Origin of the sequence: Thalassospira sp. (genome assembly GCF_030690045.1) — a bacterium.
Lineage (GTDB): Bacteria > Pseudomonadota > Alphaproteobacteria > Rhodospirillales > Thalassospiraceae > Thalassospira.
Window position 1 is genome coordinate 1 of record NZ_JAUYHK010000010.1, and the last position, 19,440, is coordinate 19,440.

Below are 19,440 nucleotides of genomic sequence, written 5' to 3' on the forward strand. Positions count from 1 at the left end.
CTTGTCGATCATGCTGTAATCTTGAAACTTCGCGCCACCGCTCTCGGCGAGAACTTTGGTGATCGCTGCGGTCAGCGTGGTTTTCCCGTGGTCAACGTGGCCAATCGTGCCAACATTGACGTGCGGTTTCGTACGCGCAAACTTTTCCTTGGCCATTGCCCTCAGATCCTAATCCGAACCAAAAAAACGTAAGAACCCACCGCAAAACCGACGGGCACACGAAATATAAATACTGGAGCGGGTGAAGGGAATCGAACCCTCGTCGTAAGCTTGGAAGGCTTCTGCTCTACCATTGAGCTACACCCGCATCGTCCATCTGCGAGACCTCGCAAGCAGCGAGAGTGGTGGAGGGGGCAGGATTCGAACCTGCGTAGACTAAGTCGGCGGATTTACAGTCCGCTGCATTTGACCGCTCTGCCACCCCTCCTCCGGGTCGAAACGCCGTCGGGGTTACCCCCGGCCTCGTCGCGGCGAGGGAGGGAATACGTTGTGCGGCCCTGCCTTGTCAACAGCAAAAAAATCCCAAAAACGCATTTCCTTTCCTGTATGTTGGTGCCGGTCCCGCACCGGGACGAACAATGTGCATTCAAGTTGTTATGAGTTGGAGGTTTCCGCCCAGATGTCGCGCCGCAATAAAAACCGTTCCTTTTCCCGCGACCATGGCGGCGGACAGGCAGATGCCAGCAATCCCGCCGCCTTTTCCGGCGATGAACCGGCCCGCCGCGAACCCGCCCGTCGCGGGCGACAGGGCCGCCGCGACAGTTCGATCGCCCGCGAAACCACCCGCCTGATTCTGTTTGGCCGCCACCCGGTTTTAATGGCAATTGCCAATCCGCAACGCACCATTCACCGCATCTGGGCAACCGAAAACACCCGCGATGAAATTCTGGGCGCGCTCGCCGATGCCGACCGCAACGATGTTCAGGTCGATAGTGCGGGCCGCACCGATCTGGACGATATGTTGCCGCCCGGCACCGTGCATCAGGGCATGGCGATGCATTGCGCCCCCCTGCCCCAGATGTCGGTCGAGGAATTGCTCGAAGAACAGCAGGATTCGGAACAGGCGACCATCCTGATTCTCGATCAGGTCACCGACCCGCACAATGTCGGGGCGATTCTGCGCAGTGCCGCGGCCTTTGGCGCCTGTGCCGTGATCGTGCCGGACCGCCACGCACCGCCCGAAACCGGCGTTCTCGCCAAATCGGCCAGCGGTGCCCTTGAAACCGTGCCCTATATCCATGCGGGCAATCTCAACCGCACGCTCGATGTCCTCAAGGCCGCCAATTTCTGGCTGGCCGCGATGGATGGCGAAGCGGATCAGACATTGGCCGAGGCCAAGCTGAAAGGCCGCATCGGCATTGTCATGGGCTCCGAAGGCGACGGTTTGCGCCGCCTGACCCGCGAAAATTGCGATTTTCTGGTCAAACTGCCGATGACCGACAGAATCGAAAGCCTCAATGTCTCGAATGCCGCCGCCGTTGCCCTCTATGAACTGTTTCGCAGCAAGACAGAGACGGCAAACTGACCCCGCAACGCGGCAATGCGCACAAGGACATAAAAAAGCGGCACAACGCCTGTTTCCGGGTCTTGCATTGAACCGCGACACAGATTATGTTGCCGCCGCTTGGGCCGGCATAGCTATAATTGGTAGAGCAGCGGATTTGTAATCCGAAGGTTGGGAGTTCGAGTCTCTCTGCCGGCACCACAAAAGAAACCCCCGCAGCCGGGATGGCGCGGGGGTTTCTTTTGTCCTGTATGCTAAAAATTTTACACCAAATCTCGTAAATCTACAGCAGCTCCCAACAAAGCACATAGAGAAGGAATAGCACTTCTCGCAGCACTAAGAAGTCGCCTTTGCCTCAAATGGACACAAACTTGTTGGTTTACATAATCACGATAAGATAATGTATCAGCAGGTCCATCATTATGGCATGCTAAAGCAATATCAGAAATCCTTCCAATTTCCTCCAGAAATTTCTCTTTTGTTAAACGTCCAAGTTTTAAGAAAAAATACTCGTCATTAACTGCACGAAATACAATGCAAGGGAGTGATGGAAAATCAATTTCAAGTTTTTTATGATTTGCCTTGCAACAACCACATTATATTGTTGCGCATTGACATGTTGGTTAACTGCATAGCCCCTGTTCATTGGAATAAGCAGGTGCCATGCAGCTTCCACATGCGCGTCAAACCCTCTTCTAGCTTGCAAAACCCACTCAAGCTTAGAGGGATCATAATTTAGGTCCACATACGTTGCGACCAGCGCACGCTCTTCGTCTAACGCGGCAAGATCTTCTTCACTTTCAACCAACCACAAAATATGCCTCCCTCAAAAGACGAAATCATATCAAGAAAAATGATTTAACTTTCTGGGGAATGCAACCATTAGATGATCACATCAGGACCTTTCACTGGGTAACGACCTCACAAAACAGGCACCATAGCCTGACGCTAGGGGCTTCGGCCCCCGGCAACATCACCGGCAACCGAAACAGCGCCGCCTTCGGGGTGCGGCATGGCACCGAAAAGGGGACTGTCCGCCAGCGGTTGTACGACGGATGGGTCCGGGTCCGGGGACCGGACAGGGACCGGGGCAAGAACCGGGGCGGACTCCATGCCGCCGCCCGGCATGTGCCGTTCCCTTATGGCCGGACCCACTTACCCGCCACTGCCCGCCACCGCCACCTGCCCTGGCGATGCCGGGTGGCAGCGGGTGGCAGCATGGCCTTCGGACCGCCCGGTGACACCGGGTTGCCATCGGGTCACACCGGGCAGGCCCTGCCACCGACAAGACGCAACTCGGGCGTCTTGACCAATGGCCGGGTTCACCGCCTTGGCGGATTGCCTCCGTAATGGCTTTTCCATCCGCCGGTCAGGGTCTTGCGGGTGCGCCCGCCCTCCTGTCTGCCATTTTGCCGTTGCATCATCATCACCTTTTTCATCTGGCGCCAAACGCAAAAACCCGCAAGGCGTGATGCCTTGCGGGTTTCGGTCCGGGCGCATTTGCCCCGTTGATTTTTCTGTTATGCCACAGCGAAAAGAACAAAGCAAGAACTATTTTGCAAAAAAAGCAAAAAACTTTGCCCCCTACCCTCAACCCATTGTTTTCATGGGATGAAAAAGTGTGGGGATGGCGGGCTAACCCCGTTTTGACGTCACATATTGCGCCGATATGTCGTAATAATCCTCAAACCCGATCCGCCTGCGCAACTGGTCCCATTCCATCAGCATATCCCCCCGCGGTTCCCCGGCTTTCAGGCGTTGCAGGGTTTCAACCATCGCCTTCATCGCGGCCGCCATCAGCGATAACGGATAAGCCGCGATTTTAAAGCCGATCTCGGTCAACTCGTCGGGTGTCAGGTCCGGCGTTTCGCCGCCTTCGACGATATTGGCCATTTTCGGCCCCGGCAATTCCGCACAAATCCGGCGCATTTCCTCAACCGATCTGGGGGCTTCGACAAACAAGATGTCCGCCCCCAATTCGGCAAATTTCGCCGCCCGGTCAATCGCCTCGGTCAGGCCATGTTCGTGCCGGGCATCGGTGCGGGCCAGAATCAGGATATCCGCCCCCGCCGCCCGTGCATCCACGGCGGCACGGATTCGGTCAAACGCCTCGTCGCGCCCCACCACTTCCTTGCCTTTGGTATGGCCGCACCGTTTCGGGGCCAGTTGATCCTCGATCATCACGGCGGCACAGCCTGCCTTGGCGAATCCGGCCACCGTGCGCCGAACATTCATCGCATTGCCATATCCGGTATCGCCATCGCCAATCACCGGAATCCCGACCGCATCGGTAATATTGCGCGCCTGATCCAGCACCTCGCCATAGGACATCAGGCCAAGGTCCGGTGCGCCGATTCGCGCCGCACTGGCCGAAAAACCGGACATAAAGGTCAGGCCGAATCCTTCCTGTTCAATCAGTTTTGCCGACAGCGCATCAAAACAGCACGGCATGGTGATCAGATCATCGCCCGCCAAAAGCAGGCGGAGTTTGTCCGCAGGAGTCATCACATTCATCACAGTAACAGTCACATTTTAAACGGAATATACAGGGCCAGATCGGGCCAGACATACAAAACGAACGCCGCCAGAAACATCAGCAGCAAAAAAGGCAGAACCCCGCGCGCCACCTCGCCCAGCCGGGTTTTCGCCACCGACTGGATGACATATAAATTCAATCCGACCGGCGGGGTAATCAGGGCGCATTCAACCATGATCACCATGTAAACGCCAAACCACACCGGATCAAACCCCATCGCCAGCACCGAGGGCAGCAAAACCGGCGTCATGATCAGCACCATCGACAGCGCCTCAAACACCAGCCCCATGATCAGCAGCACAATCGAAATCACGATGATAAACATCACCGGCGTATCGATATGTTGCGAAATCAGCATCGAGATATCCTGCGGGATGCGATACAGCGTGATCGCCTTGCCAAACACCTTGGCCCCGGCAATGATCAACAGGATCGCAACCGTGGTTGCCATGCTTTCAAACACCGCTTTTTTCAGATTATCCCATGTCAGGGTCCGCATCACCGGCCCGGTCAAAATCAGGGCAACGGCAAAGCCGATTGCCGCGGCCTCGGTCGGGGTGAAGGCCCCGGAATAAATCCCGGCAATAATCACGGCGGCCAGAATCATCGCTGGCAGGGCCTTGAGTGTCGCGCGTTTGCGCTCCACCCAGTTTTGCCGGGCTTCGCGTTCCTGCCCGCCCAGGGCACCATAAATCATCGAAAAAACGATGAAAAAAACAATCAGCAAAATCCCCGGCCCGATCCCGGCCATAAACAGCGCCATCACCGATTCTTCGGTGACAAAGCCATAAATAATCATCGGAATGGAAGGCGGAATCAGAATACCCAGTGTCCCGCCTGCGGCCAAAAGGCCATAGACAAACCGTTTGTCATAGCCGCGTCTGATCATTTCGGGGATTGCCACCGTGCCGATCGTGGCCGCCGTTGCCACCGATGATCCGGAAATGGCGGCAAACACCCCGCACGACAAAATCGTCGCCACCGCAAGCCCGCCCGGCCAGTGACCGACCCAGGCACTGACCGCGGCAAACAGATCCTGCCCGACACCGGCCCGCAACAACACATTGGACATCAACAAAAACAGCGGCACCGCCAGCAGGATAAAGCCATCCAGCGTCGATAAAATCGCCTGTGGCGCCATCAGCGGCGAAAACCCGCCAAGAATCAGCATCGCCAACCCCAGCCCGCCCAGCGCAAACGCCACCGGCACCCGGATCAGCAACAGCGAAAACAGGGCGGACATTATGATCACAACGGTCATTCGTGCGGCCCTTCTGTCAATTCCTTGCCGCGCAAAATCGCGACGCATTCAATCATGGCCTGCACCGTCAACAGGGCAAAGCCGAACGGCACCGGAAATTCCGCCACCCATGCCGGAAGATTCAGCATGGAACCGCTGCTGCGCCCCCGGACAAGGCTTTCATAAAAAATGTCCCAGCCCTTGACCATCACGACAACGGCAAACAGCGCGACAATCGCCATTGCCAGCGCCTCCAGCCCGCGCCGGACCGGTGGTTTGCACAGGCGTGTTACGGCATCGACCGAAATATGCCGCCCGGTCGCCAAGACCCACGACATGCCCAAAAGCGATCCCCAGATCAGGCAAAGCTGCGATAATTCAGACGCCCAGATCGTCGGACGGGTAAAAAAATACCGCGCCACCACTTCCCAGCTGAGCATCAACCCCGCCAGCACAAAAAGAAGGGCCGCAATCCAGGCCAGAAAAACAATCAAACGATGAAACATTGTCATAAATCCATCCCGGCCCGCCGATAAAGACGGGCCGGGTTTTGGCTGGTTATTGCAATTGCTGTGCGGCTTTGAGGACTTCCGCCCCCAGATCGCCCGCCCCTTCGATAAAGGCTTCGTAAACCGGCGTCGCGGCGTCGCGCCATTTCGCCATTTCTTCGGGGGTCGGGGTATAAATCGTCATGCCGTTGGCCATGGCGTCGTCATAGGCTTCGGCCTCGATCCCCGACATGCGGTCGCGCACATCGGTCTCGGCATTCAGGGCGGCCGCACTGATGATTTCGCGCTGTTCATCGGTCAGACCGTTCCAGAAATCGGTATTGACCACCACGATGAATTCAATGTCGGCATCATTGGTGACGGTGACGGTATCCATCACTTCCCACAATTTGCGCGACTGCACGCCAGACATGCCGGTCATGCCGACATCAACCGTGCCGCGCTGATAGGCCAGATACTGTTCCGACCCGGAAACAAGGGTCGGCGCGCCACCCGCCGCCGAAATAAAATCGCCCTGGGTTTTGGAAAAAACGCGGACTTTTTTGCCTTTAAGGCCATCGGGGCCGTGGATCGGCCCGCCTTTCGACAGCAGAATCGACCCGCCATAGGCCTGCCACCACAAAACAGTCGCCCCGGTTTCCGCAATCGCCGCATCCAGCGGCCCGCGCACCGGCGACCCTTTTGCCACGGCCTGACGGACTTTTTCTTCGGAATCAAACAGGAAAGGCTGATAAAACACATCAACCGCCGGAACATCGCCAACATAGCGGGTCAGTGACGCCACCCCCATCTCGATCGAGCCGGAACCCACCGCCGACGGGACTTCCTTGTCCTGATACAGTTGGGCGGAATCATAAATTTCGACTTCGATACTGCCGTTTGATTTTTCCTCAACCTCTTGCTTGAACATCACAAGATTTTCGCCAAGGTGGCTTTTGAGCGGCAATTGCAAGGTAATGCGCAAGGTCAGATCGGCGGCATCCGCCACCCCGGCCCAGCCAAATGACGCCAGCATGGCAGCGGCAAAAACAAACTTCTTCATCGGAACGCATCCTCCTGTTTTTTTGTGTCGCAATAGGACCTTATGACGCACATTAGCGTTGCGTACTTGTAACCTGTCACATTTTTTTGCCAAGAAAACAAATCGCCGGTGAAAACCCTTAGTGCGCCGCACCCTGACAATGACGCTGCGGAAACCCCACCCGGCCACGCTAGGGCCATCGCCAATATCGCGCTGCAACATCCTTTTAATGAACTGGAAAAAATCGAATCACAGACCGGACAGGCCCGATCCGTCAGAGTCGGCGGTTAACAACCGACCAGATCAAACCCATCCCGCACCCAGCCCTGAATCCCGCCTTTAAGGCTGGCAACCGGGCAATCAAGGTGATCATGCATCGCACTGGCCGCACCAAAGGACCGTTGCCCGACGGCACAGATGAACACCACACCATCATCAGATGTCGGCGCATCCTCGATCAGATCGACAAGCACCGGGATGTCAAACCCGGACGGGGGAATATTGATGGCACCGGCAATATGCCCGGCGGCAAAATCATCCGCATCGCGCACATCAATCATCATCACCCCACCCTCCCGGATGCGGGCCGCAAGACCGGTGCTGGTGATGAAGGTCACAGAATCCCCCGTCATTTCGTCAGACAGATCAGAAGGATCGGACATAAGGCGGACCTTTGATTGATGGCGGCAAACACATCAGGCAATGTTCCTGACGATCACCGGTTTGTGAGTCGTCAGCAGGCGATTTGCAATGGAATATTGGCGTTGTGGCATTGCGAAACGGTTTTGTAAATACCACGTGAAAATAACCGAAGCCCTTCCCCTGACACCTGGTTTCAGGAAGGGTTGCGGGAAAAAACCGGGCAATACCATCCTTGTGATGGACCCTTGCGACATATACACAAGTATTAATCGCCAATAACTGCAAAATTTCGCCCCGTCATTAACGGGCAGCCCGACATAGCACAAATTCATTTATGTATACTTAAGAATATGCTCTGATTTTTATTTATGTTTTGTCACAGATGAACTTGTTGTTCATTATTGCCGTACATAAATAAAAATCAGAATGCCCCGACATGCTTGTCGGTAACAGGCAGGACAGGATCAAACAGCAGACCGGGACGAACCGCACAAAAAAACCCGTCAAGGGTGCCGGAACAAAGTTAACGCATGCGATAACGTTGGAAAGGAGACCGCGCCATGGCTGAAGACAAGGACATCTTCGAGCTGTATGCGGAAGGATATGACGGAAAACGCGACACCGAACTGACCATCCGGGATTATCTCAATCTGTGCCGGGACGATCCGGCGGCCTATGCCTCGGCCGCCGAACGCATGATCAAGGCCATCGGCACCCCGGAAATGATTGATACATCGACCGATCAGCGTCTAGGCCGTATCTTTTTAAACCGCACCATCAAACGATACCCCGCCTTTGCCGATTTTTACGGTATGGAAGAAACCGTCGAACGCATTGTCGGTTTTTTCAAATATGCGGCTCAGGGGCTGGAAGAACGCAAACAGGTTCTGTATTTGCTGGGCCCGGTCGGCGGCGGCAAAAGTTCATTGGCCGAACGGCTGAAAGAACTGATGGAACATGAGCCAGTTTACGTGCTGAAAGCCGGGGATCAGTTAAGCCCGGTATTTGAAAGCCCGCTGGGCCTGTTTAACCCGGTGCGGATCGGGGACGCCATCGAAGACAAATACGGCATTCCCAAACGCCGCCTGACCGGCCTGATGTCGCCATGGGCGGTCAAACGGCTGGATGAATTTGGCGGCGATCTGTCACAATTTTCGGTCGTCAAAATGTTGCCCTCCCGCCTGCGGCAAATTGCCATCGCCAAAACCGAACCGGGCGATGAAAACAATCAGGATATTTCATCGCTGGTCGGCAAGGTCGATATCCGCAAACTGGAATATTTCAGCCAGAATGACACCGACGCCTATAGCTATTCCGGGGGGCTTAACCGCGCCAATCAAGGGCTGCTTGAATTTGTCGAAATGTTCAAGGCCCCGATCAAGATGCTGCATCCGCTTTTGACCGCGACCCAGGAAGGCAATTATATCGGCACCGAAAATCTGGGCGCGATCCCGTTTCAGGGCATGATCCTTGCCCATTCCAACGAAGCCGAATGGCAGGCCTTCAAGGCCAACAAAAACAACGAAGCCTTTATCGACCGTATCAGCGTGATCAAGGTGCCCTATTGCCTGCGCGTATCCGAGGAAACCCTGATTTACGAAAAACTGATCACGGGTTCCGAACTGGAACAGGGGTCCTGCGCACCGGGCACCCTGAAAATGCTGGCGCAATTTTCGGTGCTGTCGCGCTTGCAGGAACATGAAAATTCCAATCTGTATTCCAAGATGCGCGTTTATGACGGCGAAACCCTCAAGGATGTCGATCCCAAAGCCAAATCGATGCAGGAATACAAGGATTCCGCCAGTGTCGATGAAGGCATGGACGGGATTTCCACCCGATTTGCGTTCAAGGTTCTGTCCGAAACCTTTAACCACGACACCCACGAAGTTGCCGCTGATCCGGTGCATCTGATGTATGTGCTCGAACAGGCAATCCGGCGCGAACAATATCCCGAAGAACGCGAGAAGGAATATCTCGACTTCATCAAATCCGAACTGGCCCCGCGCTATGCCGAATTCATCGGGGCAGAAATCCAAAAGGCCTATCTCGAAAGCTATTCTGATTACGGTCAGAACCTGTTTGACCGTTATGTCTCCTATGCCGATGCATGGATCGAGGATCAGGATTTCAAGGACCCCGATACCGGCCAGATGCTGGACCGCAAGATTATTGATCAGGAACTATCCAAAATCGAAAAACCGGCCGGAATCGCCAATCCCAAGGATTTCCGCAACGAAGTCGTCAAATTTGCCCTGCGCACCCGTGCCAATAACAAGGGCAAGAACCCGGCCTGGACCTCTTATGAAAAACTGCGCGACGTTATTGAAAAACGCATGTTCAGTCAGGTTGAGGATTTACTGCCGGTGATTTCGTTCGGATCAAAAAAAGACAGCGACACCGAAAAGAAACACAACGAATTCGTCAAACGCATGATTGACCGCAAATACACCGAACGTCAGACCCGCCGTCTGGTTGAATGGTATATGCGGGTGAACAAGGCCGGTTAACCCTGCCGGGTCCCAGCCCCGCACCCGGCGGTTTGCCTCCCTTTCCCGCCGGGTGCGGCTTGTTTGTTTTTTCTCCCTCTTGCCGTCGTTGTGACGTATCAGGAAGGTTACGTGCCCATGATTCACATCATCGACCGCCGCAAAAACCCAAAGGGCAAAAGCCTTGGCAACCGGCAGCGTTTCATGCGCCGGGCAAAGGAACAGATCAAGAAAGCCGTTGAGAATACCATCCGGCATCGCGGCATCACCGATGTCAGCAAGGGTGACCAGATCACCATCCCGCAAAAAAGCCTGCATGAACCGGGTTTCCATCACAGCCGCACCGGCGGCGAACGGCAATATGTCCTGCCCGGCAACAAGGATTTCGTCCCCGGCGACCGCATCGCCCGCCCCGATGGTGGCAGCGGGTCCGGCGGATCAAATGCCAGCCCGGATGGCGACGGCGAAGATGAATTTCAGTTCGCCCTGACCCGCGATGAATTTCTCGATCTGTTTTTTGAAGAGCTTGAACTGCCGGATTTGCTGAAAAAGACTCTGAAACAAACCACCGCCTTTCGCCATGCCCGTGCGGGGTTTTCAACCGATGGATCGCCGTCCAATCTTAATCTGGTGCGCACCATGCGCCATTCGATGGCGCGGCGTATCGGCCTGCGCCGCCCCAAAACCGATCATGTCCGCGATCTGGAACATCAGCTTGCCGCCTTGCAGGCACTGGCCGATGCCACCCCGTCAGGCAAAATACCCGTAAGTGACGAAGAAAAACGCCATGCCCTACTGGCTGAAATTGAGGATGCCAAACGCCGTATGCGGGCCATTCCGTTTATTGATCCGATCGACACCCGCTATAACCAGTTCCGCCAAATCCCCGATCCCAATACCCAGGCCGTGATGTTCTGCCTGATGGATGTGTCCGGATCAATGTCCGAACAAATGAAGGAACTGGCGAAACGGTTTTTCATGTTGCTACATCTGTTTTTGCATCGGCGTTATGATCATGTCGATGTGGTGTTTATCCGCCATACATCGCGGGCGTCCGAGGTGGACGAGGAAACCTTTTTCTATTCGCGCGAAACCGGCGGCACGATTGTCTCCACCGCCCTTGAAGAAATGAAAAAAGTGCTGGCGGACCGCTATCCGACCGATCAGTGGAACATCTATGCCGCCCAGGCATCCGACGGCGACAATTATTCCAATGACGGCAACAAATGCGTCAGTCTGCTGACGGCCGACCTTTTGCCGAAATGCCAGTATTACGCCTATATCGAAATCGTTGATGAGCGCGAAGCCGAGATTTTTTCATCCGCCGAAGGCAAATCGGCCCTGTGGAAATCCTATGTGCCGCTGACCCGCAGCCATCCGCATTTCGCCCTGAAACGGGTGGCACGGGCGGGCGATATTTTCCCGGTCTTCCGCGAACTGTTTGGTAAGGACCGCTCCAAATCCGGCACAACCGCAGGAGCCCGGACATGAGCAAAAAAAACCAAAACCCCGCCCTGTTGTTCGAGGGTTCAGACTGGGATTTCGACATTCTCAAAAGCACCTATGACGCCATCGAGGATATCGCGCTGAATGAACTGAAACTCGATGTCTACGCCAATCAGGTCGAGGTGATTACATCCGAACAGATGCTGGATGCCTATTCTTCCATCGGTATGCCGTTGATGTATCATCACTGGTCGTTTGGCAAACGCTTTGTGCGTGATGACGTGATGTATCGCAAGGGATATCAGGGCCTTGCCTACGAAATTGTCATCAATTCCAACCCGTGTATTTCCTATATCATGGAAGAAAATGGCATGGTGATGCAGGCGCTGGTGATGGCGCATGCGGCCTTTGGTCATAACCACTTTTTCAAGAACAATTACCTGTTCAAACAATGGACCGATGCCGAAGGCATTCTAGATTATCTGCAATTTGCCAAACGCTATATCGCGCAATGCGAGGATCGCTTTGGCTTTGACGCCGTTGAACGGATCATTGACGCTGCCCATGCCCTGATGGATCAGGGAGTCAACCGCTATTCCCACCCCGAAAAACCCGACTGGCAACAGGAAGCCCAACGCGACCGAGACCGCGCACGCTACGAGGATGAAACCTATAACGATTTGTGGCGCACCCTGCCGCAGGCCGGAACAGATGCCGAGGATGCCGACGAAACCCGCCGCCGCCTGCGTGCCGAAGAACGCCGGGCCAAACTTGGCCTGCCCGAGGAAAACCTTCTGTATTTTCTGGAAAAAAACGCCCCGGGCCTTGGCAACTGGGAACGTGAAATAGTGCGGATCGTGCGCAATATCGGGCAATATTTCTATCCGCAAAAACAAACCAAGGTGATGAATGAAGGTTGTGCCTGTTATGTGCATTACCACATCATGAATGCGCTTTATGATCGTGGCCAGATTACCGAGGGCGCGATGATGGAATTCATCGATTATCATTCCCGAGTGGTGTTTCAGGCCGACTTTGACGACCGGCGCTATTCCGGGTTCAACCCCTATGCCCTTGGCTTTGCCATGATGCAGGATATCCACCGCATCTGTGTTGATCCCACTGACGAAGACCGACACTGGTTCCCCGATATGGCGGGCAATAACCGACCCTATGACACCCTGAAAGACGCCTGGGCACATTACCGCGATGAAAGTTTCATCCTGCAATATCTGTCACCCAAACTGATGCGTGACATGAAAATGTTCATGATCGACGATGCGGCATCATCTCCTCATCTGGAGGTCGCCGCCATCCATGACGACGCCGGATACCGCAAGGTCCGCCGCACCTTGGCGCGGATGCACGATATTTCTGTGCGCGAACCCGATTTGCAGGTGGTCGATGTCGATCTGAATGGCAACCGCCAATTGATCATTCAGCACACCCAGCATGACGGCATCCGGTTGGAAAAATCCGAAGCCGAAATGACATTGGGCTATATCGGGCGGCTATGGGGATACGGCGTCACGCTTCAGGCTGTGGACAATGAAAGTGGCGAAATCCTGCATGAAATGCACTACCAGCCTGATGACAGTCAGGTCGCCTGAAACAACAAAACTTCAAAAGATGTTTTTTCGTTTCGCAGGCGGAAATTCCTTATCAGGATACTTTGAAAGTCCTTGATAAGGAATTTTACCACCAAAACCTGTCACGTTGTGATCAAACCGGCCAAATCCAGACCAATGCCAGCAAGGGCCGCGCACAGGATCAGGGTCATCAATCCCAGACCAAACCGGAAAACCGCAACAAGGGCAGCAATGGACAGGATGGCTGCCATCACATCAATGCTGCCTGGATCGGGGATTGACAGTTTCAGACCGAAACCGGTGATCGTCTGCACATCGCGGAACACCACATGGATGGCAAACCACACCGCCAGATTAAAAATCACCCCAACCACCGCTGCCGTAATCGCCGTTAGCGCCGATGACAGCGCCCGGTTATGGCGCAGACGTTCGATATAGGGCGCACCGACAAATATCCATAAAAAGCACGGCACGAACGTTACCCAGATCGTCAGGAGTGCGCCCAGCGTTCCGGCCAAAAGCGGCGGCATCATTCCCGGATCGCGAAACGCCCCCATGAAACCGACAAATTGCGTCACCAGAATCAATGGTCCCGGCGTGGTTTCGGCCATGCCCAGCCCGTCCAGCATCTCGCCGGGACGCAGCCAGCCAAAATTTTCCACCGCCGCCTGCGCCACATAGGCCAGAACCGCATAGGCCCCGCCAAAGGTCACCACCGCCATCTGGCTGAAAAACACCGCGATATCAGCAAAAACATTGCCGCGCCCCAAAACCGCGACCAAAGCCACAACAGGTAACAGCCACACCACCAGCAATATCGCCGATAGCAGCAAGGATCGCCGTGTGTCGCCCTGAACCCGGTCCGGCGTTTCGGTGCCCAGCAGGGTATCGGCATCATCGATCCTGACCGCACCGCCCGGCGTGTGTCCGCCGCCTGTTTGAAATTCGCGCACCCCGGCCCGTCCGGCGAAAAACCCGGTCAGTCCGGCGGCGATAATGATCAGGGGGAACGGCACGGCAAAAAAGAAAATCGCGACAAAGGACCCAGCGGCCAGCGTGATCAGGGCAGCGTTCTTCAATGCCTTTTTGCCAATCCGCACCAGCGCCTGAAGCACAATCGCCAGCACGGCGGCCTTCAACCCGAAAAACAGTCCGGCAATGACGCTGACCTCGCCATACAAGGCATAAATCCAACTGAGAAGCAGGATAACAACCGCACCGGGCACAATAAACAGGATACCGGCCATCAGGCCGCCCCATGTCCGATGCATCAGCCAACCGACATAAACTGCAAGCTGTTGCGCCTCGGGCCCCGGCAACAACATGCAGAAATTCAGAGCATGCAGAAACCGCGCCTCGCCCAGCCAACGTTTTTCCTCGACCAGAATGCGGTGCATCAGGGCAATCTGTCCGGCAGGCCCACCGAAACTCAGCACGGCAATCCGCGCCCAGACCATAAAGGCCTCGCGATATCCCGGCCACGGGCGGCCATCGGCCCCGGTTGTCTGCATATTATCAGTCGTCATCCCGGTTCCCTGCCCTGTCGTTACAATCATTCCAGCATGTGCGCGGGCATAGTGTCGCGAGGGCGCTAATTAATCCAGCCCCCAAAAAGCACTTGACGCCCCAAACTGGCAGTTTTTGTTTGACAAACCGAAACGTTATAACATAACGATATCTTCAAATATCCCTCCAGCCACAAACGGATTTGCCGTCATGTCGAAATACGCCTTGCCGATCCTACGCACACTTGCAATCACCACGGCCCTTGCATGCAGCACCAGCCTGGGTGCCAGCATCGCACAGGCGGACCAAGCCCCGAATGTTGTGGTCACGATCAAACCGGTGCATTCCCTTGCCAGTGCAATCATGGAAGGTGTCGGCGAGCCGGTATTGCTGCTGGACGGGGCAGCATCGCCGCACAGTTATTCCCTGCGCCCCAGCGAAGCCCGGTCGCTTAATGAGGCCAATCTGGTGATTTATGTCGCCGACAATCTGGAAAGTTTTCTGGAAAAGCCGTTACAATCGCTGGCAGGCAAGGCCCATCAGCTTGAACTGATTGACGTGCCGGGCATGCATGTCTTGCCGGTCCGCGCCGGTGGCGCATGGGAAACGCACAGCCATGGCGACGATGATCACGATCATGAACATGGTGATCATGCGGAGCATGAGCATGACGATCATCATGGCGAAGAAGATCATGACCATGAGGGTCACGACCACGAAGAACATTCGGAACACGACCACGACCATGACGAACATGATCATGACCATGCGGACCAAAACGACCCGCATCTGTGGCTGGACATCCATAATGGCGAAACCATTGCCCGTGCCATTGCTGCCGAACTGACCGAAATCGACGCGGCCCATGCCGCGCAATACGAGGCCAATCTGCAAGCCTTGCTGGCAAAGCTCGAAACCCTTGAGGGTGATCTTCAAAAGCGCCTTGATTCTGTCAAAGATCTGCCGTTTGTTGTATTCCATGATGCCTATCAATATCTGGAACACGGTTTTGACCTGACGGCTGTCGGGTCGATCACTGTGTCGCCGGAACAGACACCCGGGGTGCAACGCCTGCATGAGATTGAAGACAAAATCAAAAGCACTGGCGCACAATGCGTTTTTGCCGAACCGCAATTCCGCCCGGCGATTGTTGACGCCGTTGTTGCCGATACCGGCGCACGCAGCGGCATTCTTGACCCGCTGGGGGCCAATATTCCTGCCGGACCGGATGCCTATGGCGCCATTCTGTCGCAAAATGTTGAAGCGCTGGTCGGCTGCCTTAGCGGATCATAAAGTCACAATCATTTCTGGCCGGGCTGCATTGGCAATTCTGGCAATCTTTGCTGTGTCCGGGCCATTTTCGCGCCCGGCACAGGCGCATCCGCATGTCTGGATCGATGTCGATGCGACGATGATGATGGAAAACGACGAAATCACCGGCATTGCCGTCACATGGTTGTTTGACGATCTGTTCAGCATGACCCTGATTGATGAATTTGATCAAAATCACGACCGCCGGTTTTTTGACGCCGAAAACGACGCCGTGCGCGACAATGCCTTTATCGCCCTGAACGATGTCGGCTATCTGACCTATCTGCGGCAGAATGAAAATCTGGTCGATTATGGCGATGTGCGCGATTTCAAGGCCGACATTACCGATGACAACCGGGTGCGCTATGATTTTGTCCTGCCGCTCAAAACCCCGCTTGACCCGGTACGTGATGCCGTCAGTCTTTCGGTTTATGATGCCGAATTTTATATTGATGTCGCCTTTGCCGAAATGGATCCGATCACCTTTACCGGCAACCGGCAAATCCAGTGCCATTACAAGATGGGCGAAGATGAAAAAAACCGCATCTATTTTGATCTGGTTGCGCCATTGCGCGCCGATTTTATCTGTCAATAGGGTGCGGATTGCGCTGTTTGTAACCTTGCTGTTGGGCGCAATAACCCTGTTGCAAGCCCCACCGGCACAGGCGCAGTCTGGTAATCTTCTGGGACGTGGCACCGCGACCGAGGCCCCGGCAGAAGCACCGACGGACGATAACAGCACCGGTTCTTCTGTGCTGCCAGACTGGTTATCGCCGGTTATCACCAAAATGGTACAAATCCAGTCTAGCCTGAACCGCGACATGACTGCCGCCCTGCGCAGCGCACGCGAAGCGCAAAGCTGGTGGCCGGGCCTGACGATTATCGGGCTGTCTTTTGCCTATGGTGTGTTTCATGCCGCCGGGCCGGGGCATGGCAAGATGGTCACCACAACCTATTTCCTGTCGCGCGATGCCGGTTGGAAACAGGGGGTGGCGATGGGCACCCTGATTGCCGCCGTTCAGGCCGTCAGCGCCATTGTTCTGGTCGGTACCCTTGCCCTTGTGCTTAATCTTGGCCCGGCCTCGATCACCCGCAATGGCCTGATCATGGAGGCCGTATCCTATGGCCTGATCATCGTCATGGGGGCGGTGATGTGCCTGCGCATTGCCCAGGGGCGCGATGATTGTTGCGATCACGGCCCCGCCGGACATGATCATCACCACGATCACGAGAACCACCATCATAAGCATGGGCGTGGGCGTGGGCATGATCATGAGCATACCGGCACCCCGCAACCGCATTCCGGCTGGCGGCAAACGATGATCAGCGGTGTGATTGTCGGCCTGCGTCCCTGTACCGGGTCGATCCTGATGTTACTGTTTACCCTTGCCAATGGCCTGATTTTCATAGGCATTGTGTCGGCCTTTGCCATGGCGGTCGGGGTCGCGATCACCATCAGCCTGATTGGCATGGCCGCAATTGGCATGCGTAGTGGCACCCAAAAACTGTTTTCCCTGCCGGACCGCGTATCGAACATTCTGCGCCGCACCATCGGCTTTGCCGGGGCGGGGATGATTACCCTGTTCGGGGTTTTGTTGCTGTTATCTTCGGCGCAGCAACTGGGCTGGCTCTGACGCCAGACAAAAACAAAGGGCCGGTCACGCAGCCCCTTGCGTTTCCGACCCTTCGCCCCTTCCCTTGCGGGAAAGCCTGTTATTGGCTTATTCGCCCCTTGCCCGGTCCGGCAATTCGTCAAAAATCGCACCCGGCTTGCCATGCAAAAAGCCATTGGCAAGATCAATATCGCCACACAGATCAAACAGCCGGTCCTGCAAATCCTCGCTGGTGATTTTGCCATCGATCACCTGCCGGTACAGACCGGCAATCGTCACCATGTCAAAACTGTGCGGTGACAGGCGAAATACCCCCACTCCGGCCTGCTGCAAGGCCGGAATATCGCCCGACAGATCAAGATAACTGTGCGACAGGGTTTGCAGGCCATTGACCGCCAGAAAGGCCTCGCCATCCAGCGTATCGACATCCATGCCGTCGCAATGATCGCCGCATACATAACGGCAGCCATCCTTGTGCAACCCTTGCGCCCGTGCCGAATAACAGCGTGCCGAAATCGCCAGCGGCACCCGGCCAAACACCTGCATTTCAATTTCGACCGCACCGCGATGGGCACAGAGGATTTGCACCGATTCCATCGGCAATTCCCACGGCAGGCCAACCCGCACCGCGCCGCGCCGGGCGAAATGGCGCAATGTGCCTTCGTTATAGATATTCACAAACGGGCCGATGCTGTGCGGATGCCCGGCCAGCAACCCGGCCGCCGACATGTCATTGGCCTCGATCAGCACGCCCGGCATGTCATCGGCCATCGCGGTTACATCGCGGATCATTTCCGCCTCGCGCCCACCCATCACCAGGGCAAGGGTCGATACCACCACCTGTTTGCCGCCACGGTGCAGACGTTCGATCACATCGGGCAAATGTTTGTCGAAAAACGGCATGCGTTTGGAACACACCACCTCGCCGACATGGACAATATCAATGTCGGCTTCATCCGCCATGCGGGCATAAAAATCCAGTTTGACCTGCGCGTCCCAGTGAAACAGCACCGGTCCCATCACCAGTTTCGGGCGTTCGGACAGAGTATCCACCTTCATTGCCAGCCCCGCTGATAGGCACCCGTGGTACCGCTCATGCCTTCGGTCATATGGGAAAGGGTTCCGGTCTGGACCTTCTGCCCGGCAGCGATGCGGTCCAGTGCCGTGCGGAACGATGACACCACCTGCGCGATATAGGCCTTGCCACGCTGGCGGCCTTCAATTTTAAGGGCGGTCACGCCGACCGCCGCCAGTTCCGGCAAAATCGCGGTAACATCAAGGCTGGTCGGGTCTTCAAACAGATATCCGGCCTTGTCCATCGCCTTGAACCGGCCCTTGCACAGGGTCGGATAACCAACCTTTTCGGACGCGCCATAAACATTGATGGTGAAATTGCCCAGTTTCGAGACCGTCGTATCGCCGCGTTCCAGATAATGCACCTGGGCCGCCGGTGAACAGACACCGTTCATATTGGGGCTTTCACCCGTCGCATAGGACGACAACAAACACCGTCCTTCGGCCATCACGCACATGCCGCCAAAGGCAAAAACCTCGGTTTCCACCGGAATTGCGCAATTGAGTTCGCGAATTTCCATCAGGGACAAAACCCGTGGCAACACCACCCTGCGCACGCCAAATTCCCGGTGATAAAACCGGATGGCATCAACATTGGAGGCCGATGCCTGCACCGACAAATGCAACCGCGCATCGGGATGTTTGTCGCGCGCATATCCCAAAAGGCCGATATCGGCCAGAATAATCGCCTCCACCCCCAGCGACACCGCATCATCCACCGCCTGATGCCAGATATGTTCGTGGTCGGCCTTGGGAAAGGTATTGCACGCCAGATACACATGCACGCCGCGCGTTCTGGCATAGGCGATCCCCTCGGCCAGTTCGTCCCGCGAAAAATTCAGACCGGGGAAATTCCGCGCATTGGTGGCATCGCGAAACCCGCAATAAACCACATCCGCCCCGGCATCAACGGCGGCACGCAAACTGGCAGGAGTTCCGGCAGGACATACGAGTTCCATCTGT

18 protein-coding genes and 3 tRNA genes are annotated in these 19,440 nt (G+C 55.6%); 8 read left to right on the forward strand and 13 right to left on the reverse strand.

Translation table 11 applies throughout. The features are described 5' to 3' along the window. From Q8O73_RS04570 to Q8O73_RS04580, 3 genes are all read right to left on the reverse strand, one after another. A partial coding sequence (locus Q8O73_RS04570; RefSeq protein ID WP_305556327.1) for a GTP-binding protein occupies positions 1–156 on the reverse strand: 156 nt, incomplete at its 3' end. A gap of 77 nt (positions 157–233) precedes the next feature. After that, positions 234–307, reverse strand: a tRNA-Gly gene (locus Q8O73_RS04575). A gap of 35 nt (positions 308–342) precedes the next feature. Further along, positions 343–427 (reverse strand) — tRNA-Tyr (locus Q8O73_RS04580). 192 nt (positions 428–619) lie between these two features. Between Q8O73_RS04580 and rlmB the strand changes: the two genes are divergently transcribed. Both rlmB and Q8O73_RS04590 read left to right on the forward strand, forming a co-directional pair. After that, positions 620–1,525 carry a 23S rRNA (guanosine(2251)-2'-O)-methyltransferase RlmB gene (gene rlmB / locus Q8O73_RS04585; protein WP_305555658.1) on the forward strand — a complete coding sequence of 302 codons (906 nt, stop codon included), beginning with the start codon at positions 620–622 and terminating at the stop codon, positions 1,523–1,525. 103 nt (positions 1,526–1,628) lie between these two features. Then, positions 1,629–1,705, forward strand: a tRNA-Thr gene (locus tag Q8O73_RS04590). A 295-nt stretch (positions 1,706–2,000) separates the two neighbouring features. Here the strand turns inward: Q8O73_RS04590 and Q8O73_RS04595 are convergent. The 7 genes from Q8O73_RS04595 to Q8O73_RS04625 all read right to left on the reverse strand — a co-directional run bounded on the left by Q8O73_RS04595 (position 2,001) and on the right by Q8O73_RS04625 (position 7,472). Then, complete coding sequence (locus tag Q8O73_RS04595; RefSeq protein WP_305555661.1) at positions 2,001–2,318, reverse strand: hypothetical protein; 318 nt, start codon at positions 2,316–2,318, stop codon at positions 2,001–2,003. Between the two features lie 341 nt (positions 2,319–2,659). Then, a complete protein-coding gene (locus Q8O73_RS04600) occupies positions 2,660–2,866 on the reverse strand; it encodes a hypothetical protein (protein ID WP_305555663.1) in 207 nt (68 codons plus the stop codon). Between the two features lie 273 nt (positions 2,867–3,139). After that, the gene (locus Q8O73_RS04605; protein WP_305555666.1) at positions 3,140–4,009 is read right to left on the reverse strand and encodes an oxaloacetate decarboxylase; all 870 of its coding nucleotides are present in this window, start codon (positions 4,007–4,009) and stop codon (positions 3,140–3,142) included. A gap of 20 nt (positions 4,010–4,029) precedes the next feature. Then, the gene (locus Q8O73_RS04610) at positions 4,030–5,301 is read right to left on the reverse strand and encodes a TRAP transporter large permease (RefSeq protein ID WP_305555669.1); all 1,272 of its coding nucleotides are present in this window, start codon (positions 5,299–5,301) and stop codon (positions 4,030–4,032) included. Beyond that, on the reverse strand, positions 5,298–5,792 hold the full coding sequence (locus tag Q8O73_RS04615) for a TRAP transporter small permease (protein WP_305555672.1): 495 nt from the start codon (positions 5,790–5,792) through the stop codon (positions 5,298–5,300). Before Q8O73_RS04615 ends, Q8O73_RS04610 begins: the two co-directional genes overlap by 4 nt. 46 nt (positions 5,793–5,838) lie before the next feature. Beyond that, positions 5,839–6,831 (reverse strand): TRAP transporter substrate-binding protein DctP, encoded by a 993-nt coding sequence (gene dctP / locus Q8O73_RS04620; RefSeq protein ID WP_305555675.1) that lies wholly within the window; start codon positions 6,829–6,831, stop codon positions 5,839–5,841. 266 nt (positions 6,832–7,097) lie between these two features. Next, complete coding sequence (locus Q8O73_RS04625) at positions 7,098–7,472, reverse strand: rhodanese-like domain-containing protein (protein ID WP_305555678.1); 375 nt, start codon at positions 7,470–7,472, stop codon at positions 7,098–7,100. Between the two features lie 540 nt (positions 7,473–8,012). Here Q8O73_RS04625 and Q8O73_RS04630 point away from each other — a divergent pair. The 3 genes from Q8O73_RS04630 (at position 8,013) to Q8O73_RS04640 (ending at position 12,994) form a co-directional block, all read left to right on the forward strand. Then, complete coding sequence (locus Q8O73_RS04630) at positions 8,013–9,959, forward strand: PrkA family serine protein kinase (protein WP_305555681.1); 1,947 nt, start codon at positions 8,013–8,015, stop codon at positions 9,957–9,959. Between the two features lie 117 nt (positions 9,960–10,076). Next, positions 10,077–11,429, forward strand: a complete 1,353-nt coding sequence (locus Q8O73_RS04635; RefSeq protein WP_305556330.1) for a YeaH/YhbH family protein — start codon at positions 10,077–10,079, stop codon at positions 11,427–11,429. Further along, positions 11,426–12,994, forward strand: coding sequence for a SpoVR family protein (locus tag Q8O73_RS04640; protein WP_305555684.1), 1,569 nt, complete (start codon positions 11,426–11,428; stop codon positions 12,992–12,994). Before Q8O73_RS04635 ends, Q8O73_RS04640 begins: the two co-directional genes overlap by 4 nt. A 101-nt stretch (positions 12,995–13,095) precedes the next feature. On the opposite strand, the gene chrA is transcribed toward Q8O73_RS04640, so the two are convergent. Next, on the reverse strand, positions 13,096–14,499 hold the full coding sequence (chrA, locus tag Q8O73_RS04645) for a chromate efflux transporter (protein ID WP_305555687.1): 1,404 nt from the start codon (positions 14,497–14,499) through the stop codon (positions 13,096–13,098). Between the two features lie 190 nt (positions 14,500–14,689). Between chrA and Q8O73_RS04650 the strand changes: the two genes are divergently transcribed. From Q8O73_RS04650 to Q8O73_RS04660, 3 genes are read left to right on the forward strand one after another with little or no spacing between them, the layout of a single operon-like run. Beyond that, positions 14,690–15,772, forward strand: a complete 1,083-nt coding sequence (locus Q8O73_RS04650) for a zinc ABC transporter substrate-binding protein (RefSeq protein ID WP_305555689.1) — start codon at positions 14,690–14,692, stop codon at positions 15,770–15,772. Positions 15,773–15,824: 52 nt separating this feature from the next. Beyond that, the gene (locus Q8O73_RS04655; protein ID WP_305555691.1) at positions 15,825–16,385 is read left to right on the forward strand and encodes a DUF1007 family protein; all 561 of its coding nucleotides are present in this window, start codon (positions 15,825–15,827) and stop codon (positions 16,383–16,385) included. After that, complete coding sequence (locus tag Q8O73_RS04660; protein WP_305555693.1) at positions 16,321–17,424, forward strand: nickel/cobalt transporter; 1,104 nt, start codon at positions 16,321–16,323, stop codon at positions 17,422–17,424. Before Q8O73_RS04655 ends, Q8O73_RS04660 begins: the two co-directional genes overlap by 65 nt. A gap of 87 nt (positions 17,425–17,511) precedes the next feature. On the opposite strand, the gene Q8O73_RS04665 is transcribed toward Q8O73_RS04660, so the two are convergent. Further along, positions 17,512–18,462 carry a U32 family peptidase gene (locus Q8O73_RS04665; protein ID WP_305555695.1) on the reverse strand — a complete coding sequence of 317 codons (951 nt, stop codon included), beginning with the start codon at positions 18,460–18,462 and terminating at the stop codon, positions 17,512–17,514. Next, complete coding sequence (locus Q8O73_RS04670) at positions 18,459–19,436, reverse strand: peptidase U32 family protein (RefSeq protein WP_305555697.1); 978 nt, start codon at positions 19,434–19,436, stop codon at positions 18,459–18,461. Before Q8O73_RS04670 ends, Q8O73_RS04665 begins: the two co-directional genes overlap by 4 nt. Positions 19,437–19,440: the final 4 nt, after the last annotated feature.

Excerpts from the sequence above, each read along its gene's own strand:
- rlmB (WP_305555658.1), top strand. The coding sequence starts at position 620 with ATGTCGCGCCGCAATAAAAACCGTTCCTTTTCCCGCGACCATGGCGGC.
- Q8O73_RS04600 (WP_305555663.1), bottom strand. The coding sequence starts at position 2,866 with ATGGAAAAGCCATTACGGAGGCAATCCGCCAAGGCGGTGAACCCGGCC.
- Q8O73_RS04605 (WP_305555666.1), bottom strand. The coding sequence starts at position 4,009 with ATGACTCCTGCGGACAAACTCCGCCTGCTTTTGGCGGGCGATGATCTG.
- Q8O73_RS04610 (WP_305555669.1), bottom strand. The coding sequence starts at position 5,301 with ATGACCGTTGTGATCATAATGTCCGCCCTGTTTTCGCTGTTGCTGATC.
- Q8O73_RS04615 (WP_305555672.1), bottom strand. The coding sequence starts at position 5,792 with ATGACAATGTTTCATCGTTTGATTGTTTTTCTGGCCTGGATTGCGGCC.
- dctP (WP_305555675.1), bottom strand. The coding sequence starts at position 6,831 with ATGAAGAAGTTTGTTTTTGCCGCTGCCATGCTGGCGTCATTTGGCTGG.
- Q8O73_RS04625 (WP_305555678.1), bottom strand. The coding sequence starts at position 7,472 with ATGTCCGATCCTTCTGATCTGTCTGACGAAATGACGGGGGATTCTGTG.
- Q8O73_RS04630 (WP_305555681.1), top strand. The coding sequence starts at position 8,013 with ATGGCTGAAGACAAGGACATCTTCGAGCTGTATGCGGAAGGATATGAC.
- Q8O73_RS04635 (WP_305556330.1), top strand. The coding sequence starts at position 10,077 with ATGATTCACATCATCGACCGCCGCAAAAACCCAAAGGGCAAAAGCCTT.
- Q8O73_RS04640 (WP_305555684.1), top strand. The coding sequence starts at position 11,426 with ATGAGCAAAAAAAACCAAAACCCCGCCCTGTTGTTCGAGGGTTCAGAC.
- chrA (WP_305555687.1), bottom strand. The coding sequence starts at position 14,499 with ATGACGACTGATAATATGCAGACAACCGGGGCCGATGGCCGCCCGTGG.
- Q8O73_RS04650 (WP_305555689.1), top strand. The coding sequence starts at position 14,690 with ATGTCGAAATACGCCTTGCCGATCCTACGCACACTTGCAATCACCACG.
- Q8O73_RS04660 (WP_305555693.1), top strand. The coding sequence starts at position 16,321 with ATGAAAAAAACCGCATCTATTTTGATCTGGTTGCGCCATTGCGCGCCG.
- Q8O73_RS04665 (WP_305555695.1), bottom strand. The coding sequence starts at position 18,462 with ATGAAGGTGGATACTCTGTCCGAACGCCCGAAACTGGTGATGGGACCG.
- Q8O73_RS04670 (WP_305555697.1), bottom strand. The coding sequence starts at position 19,436 with ATGGAACTCGTATGTCCTGCCGGAACTCCTGCCAGTTTGCGTGCCGCC.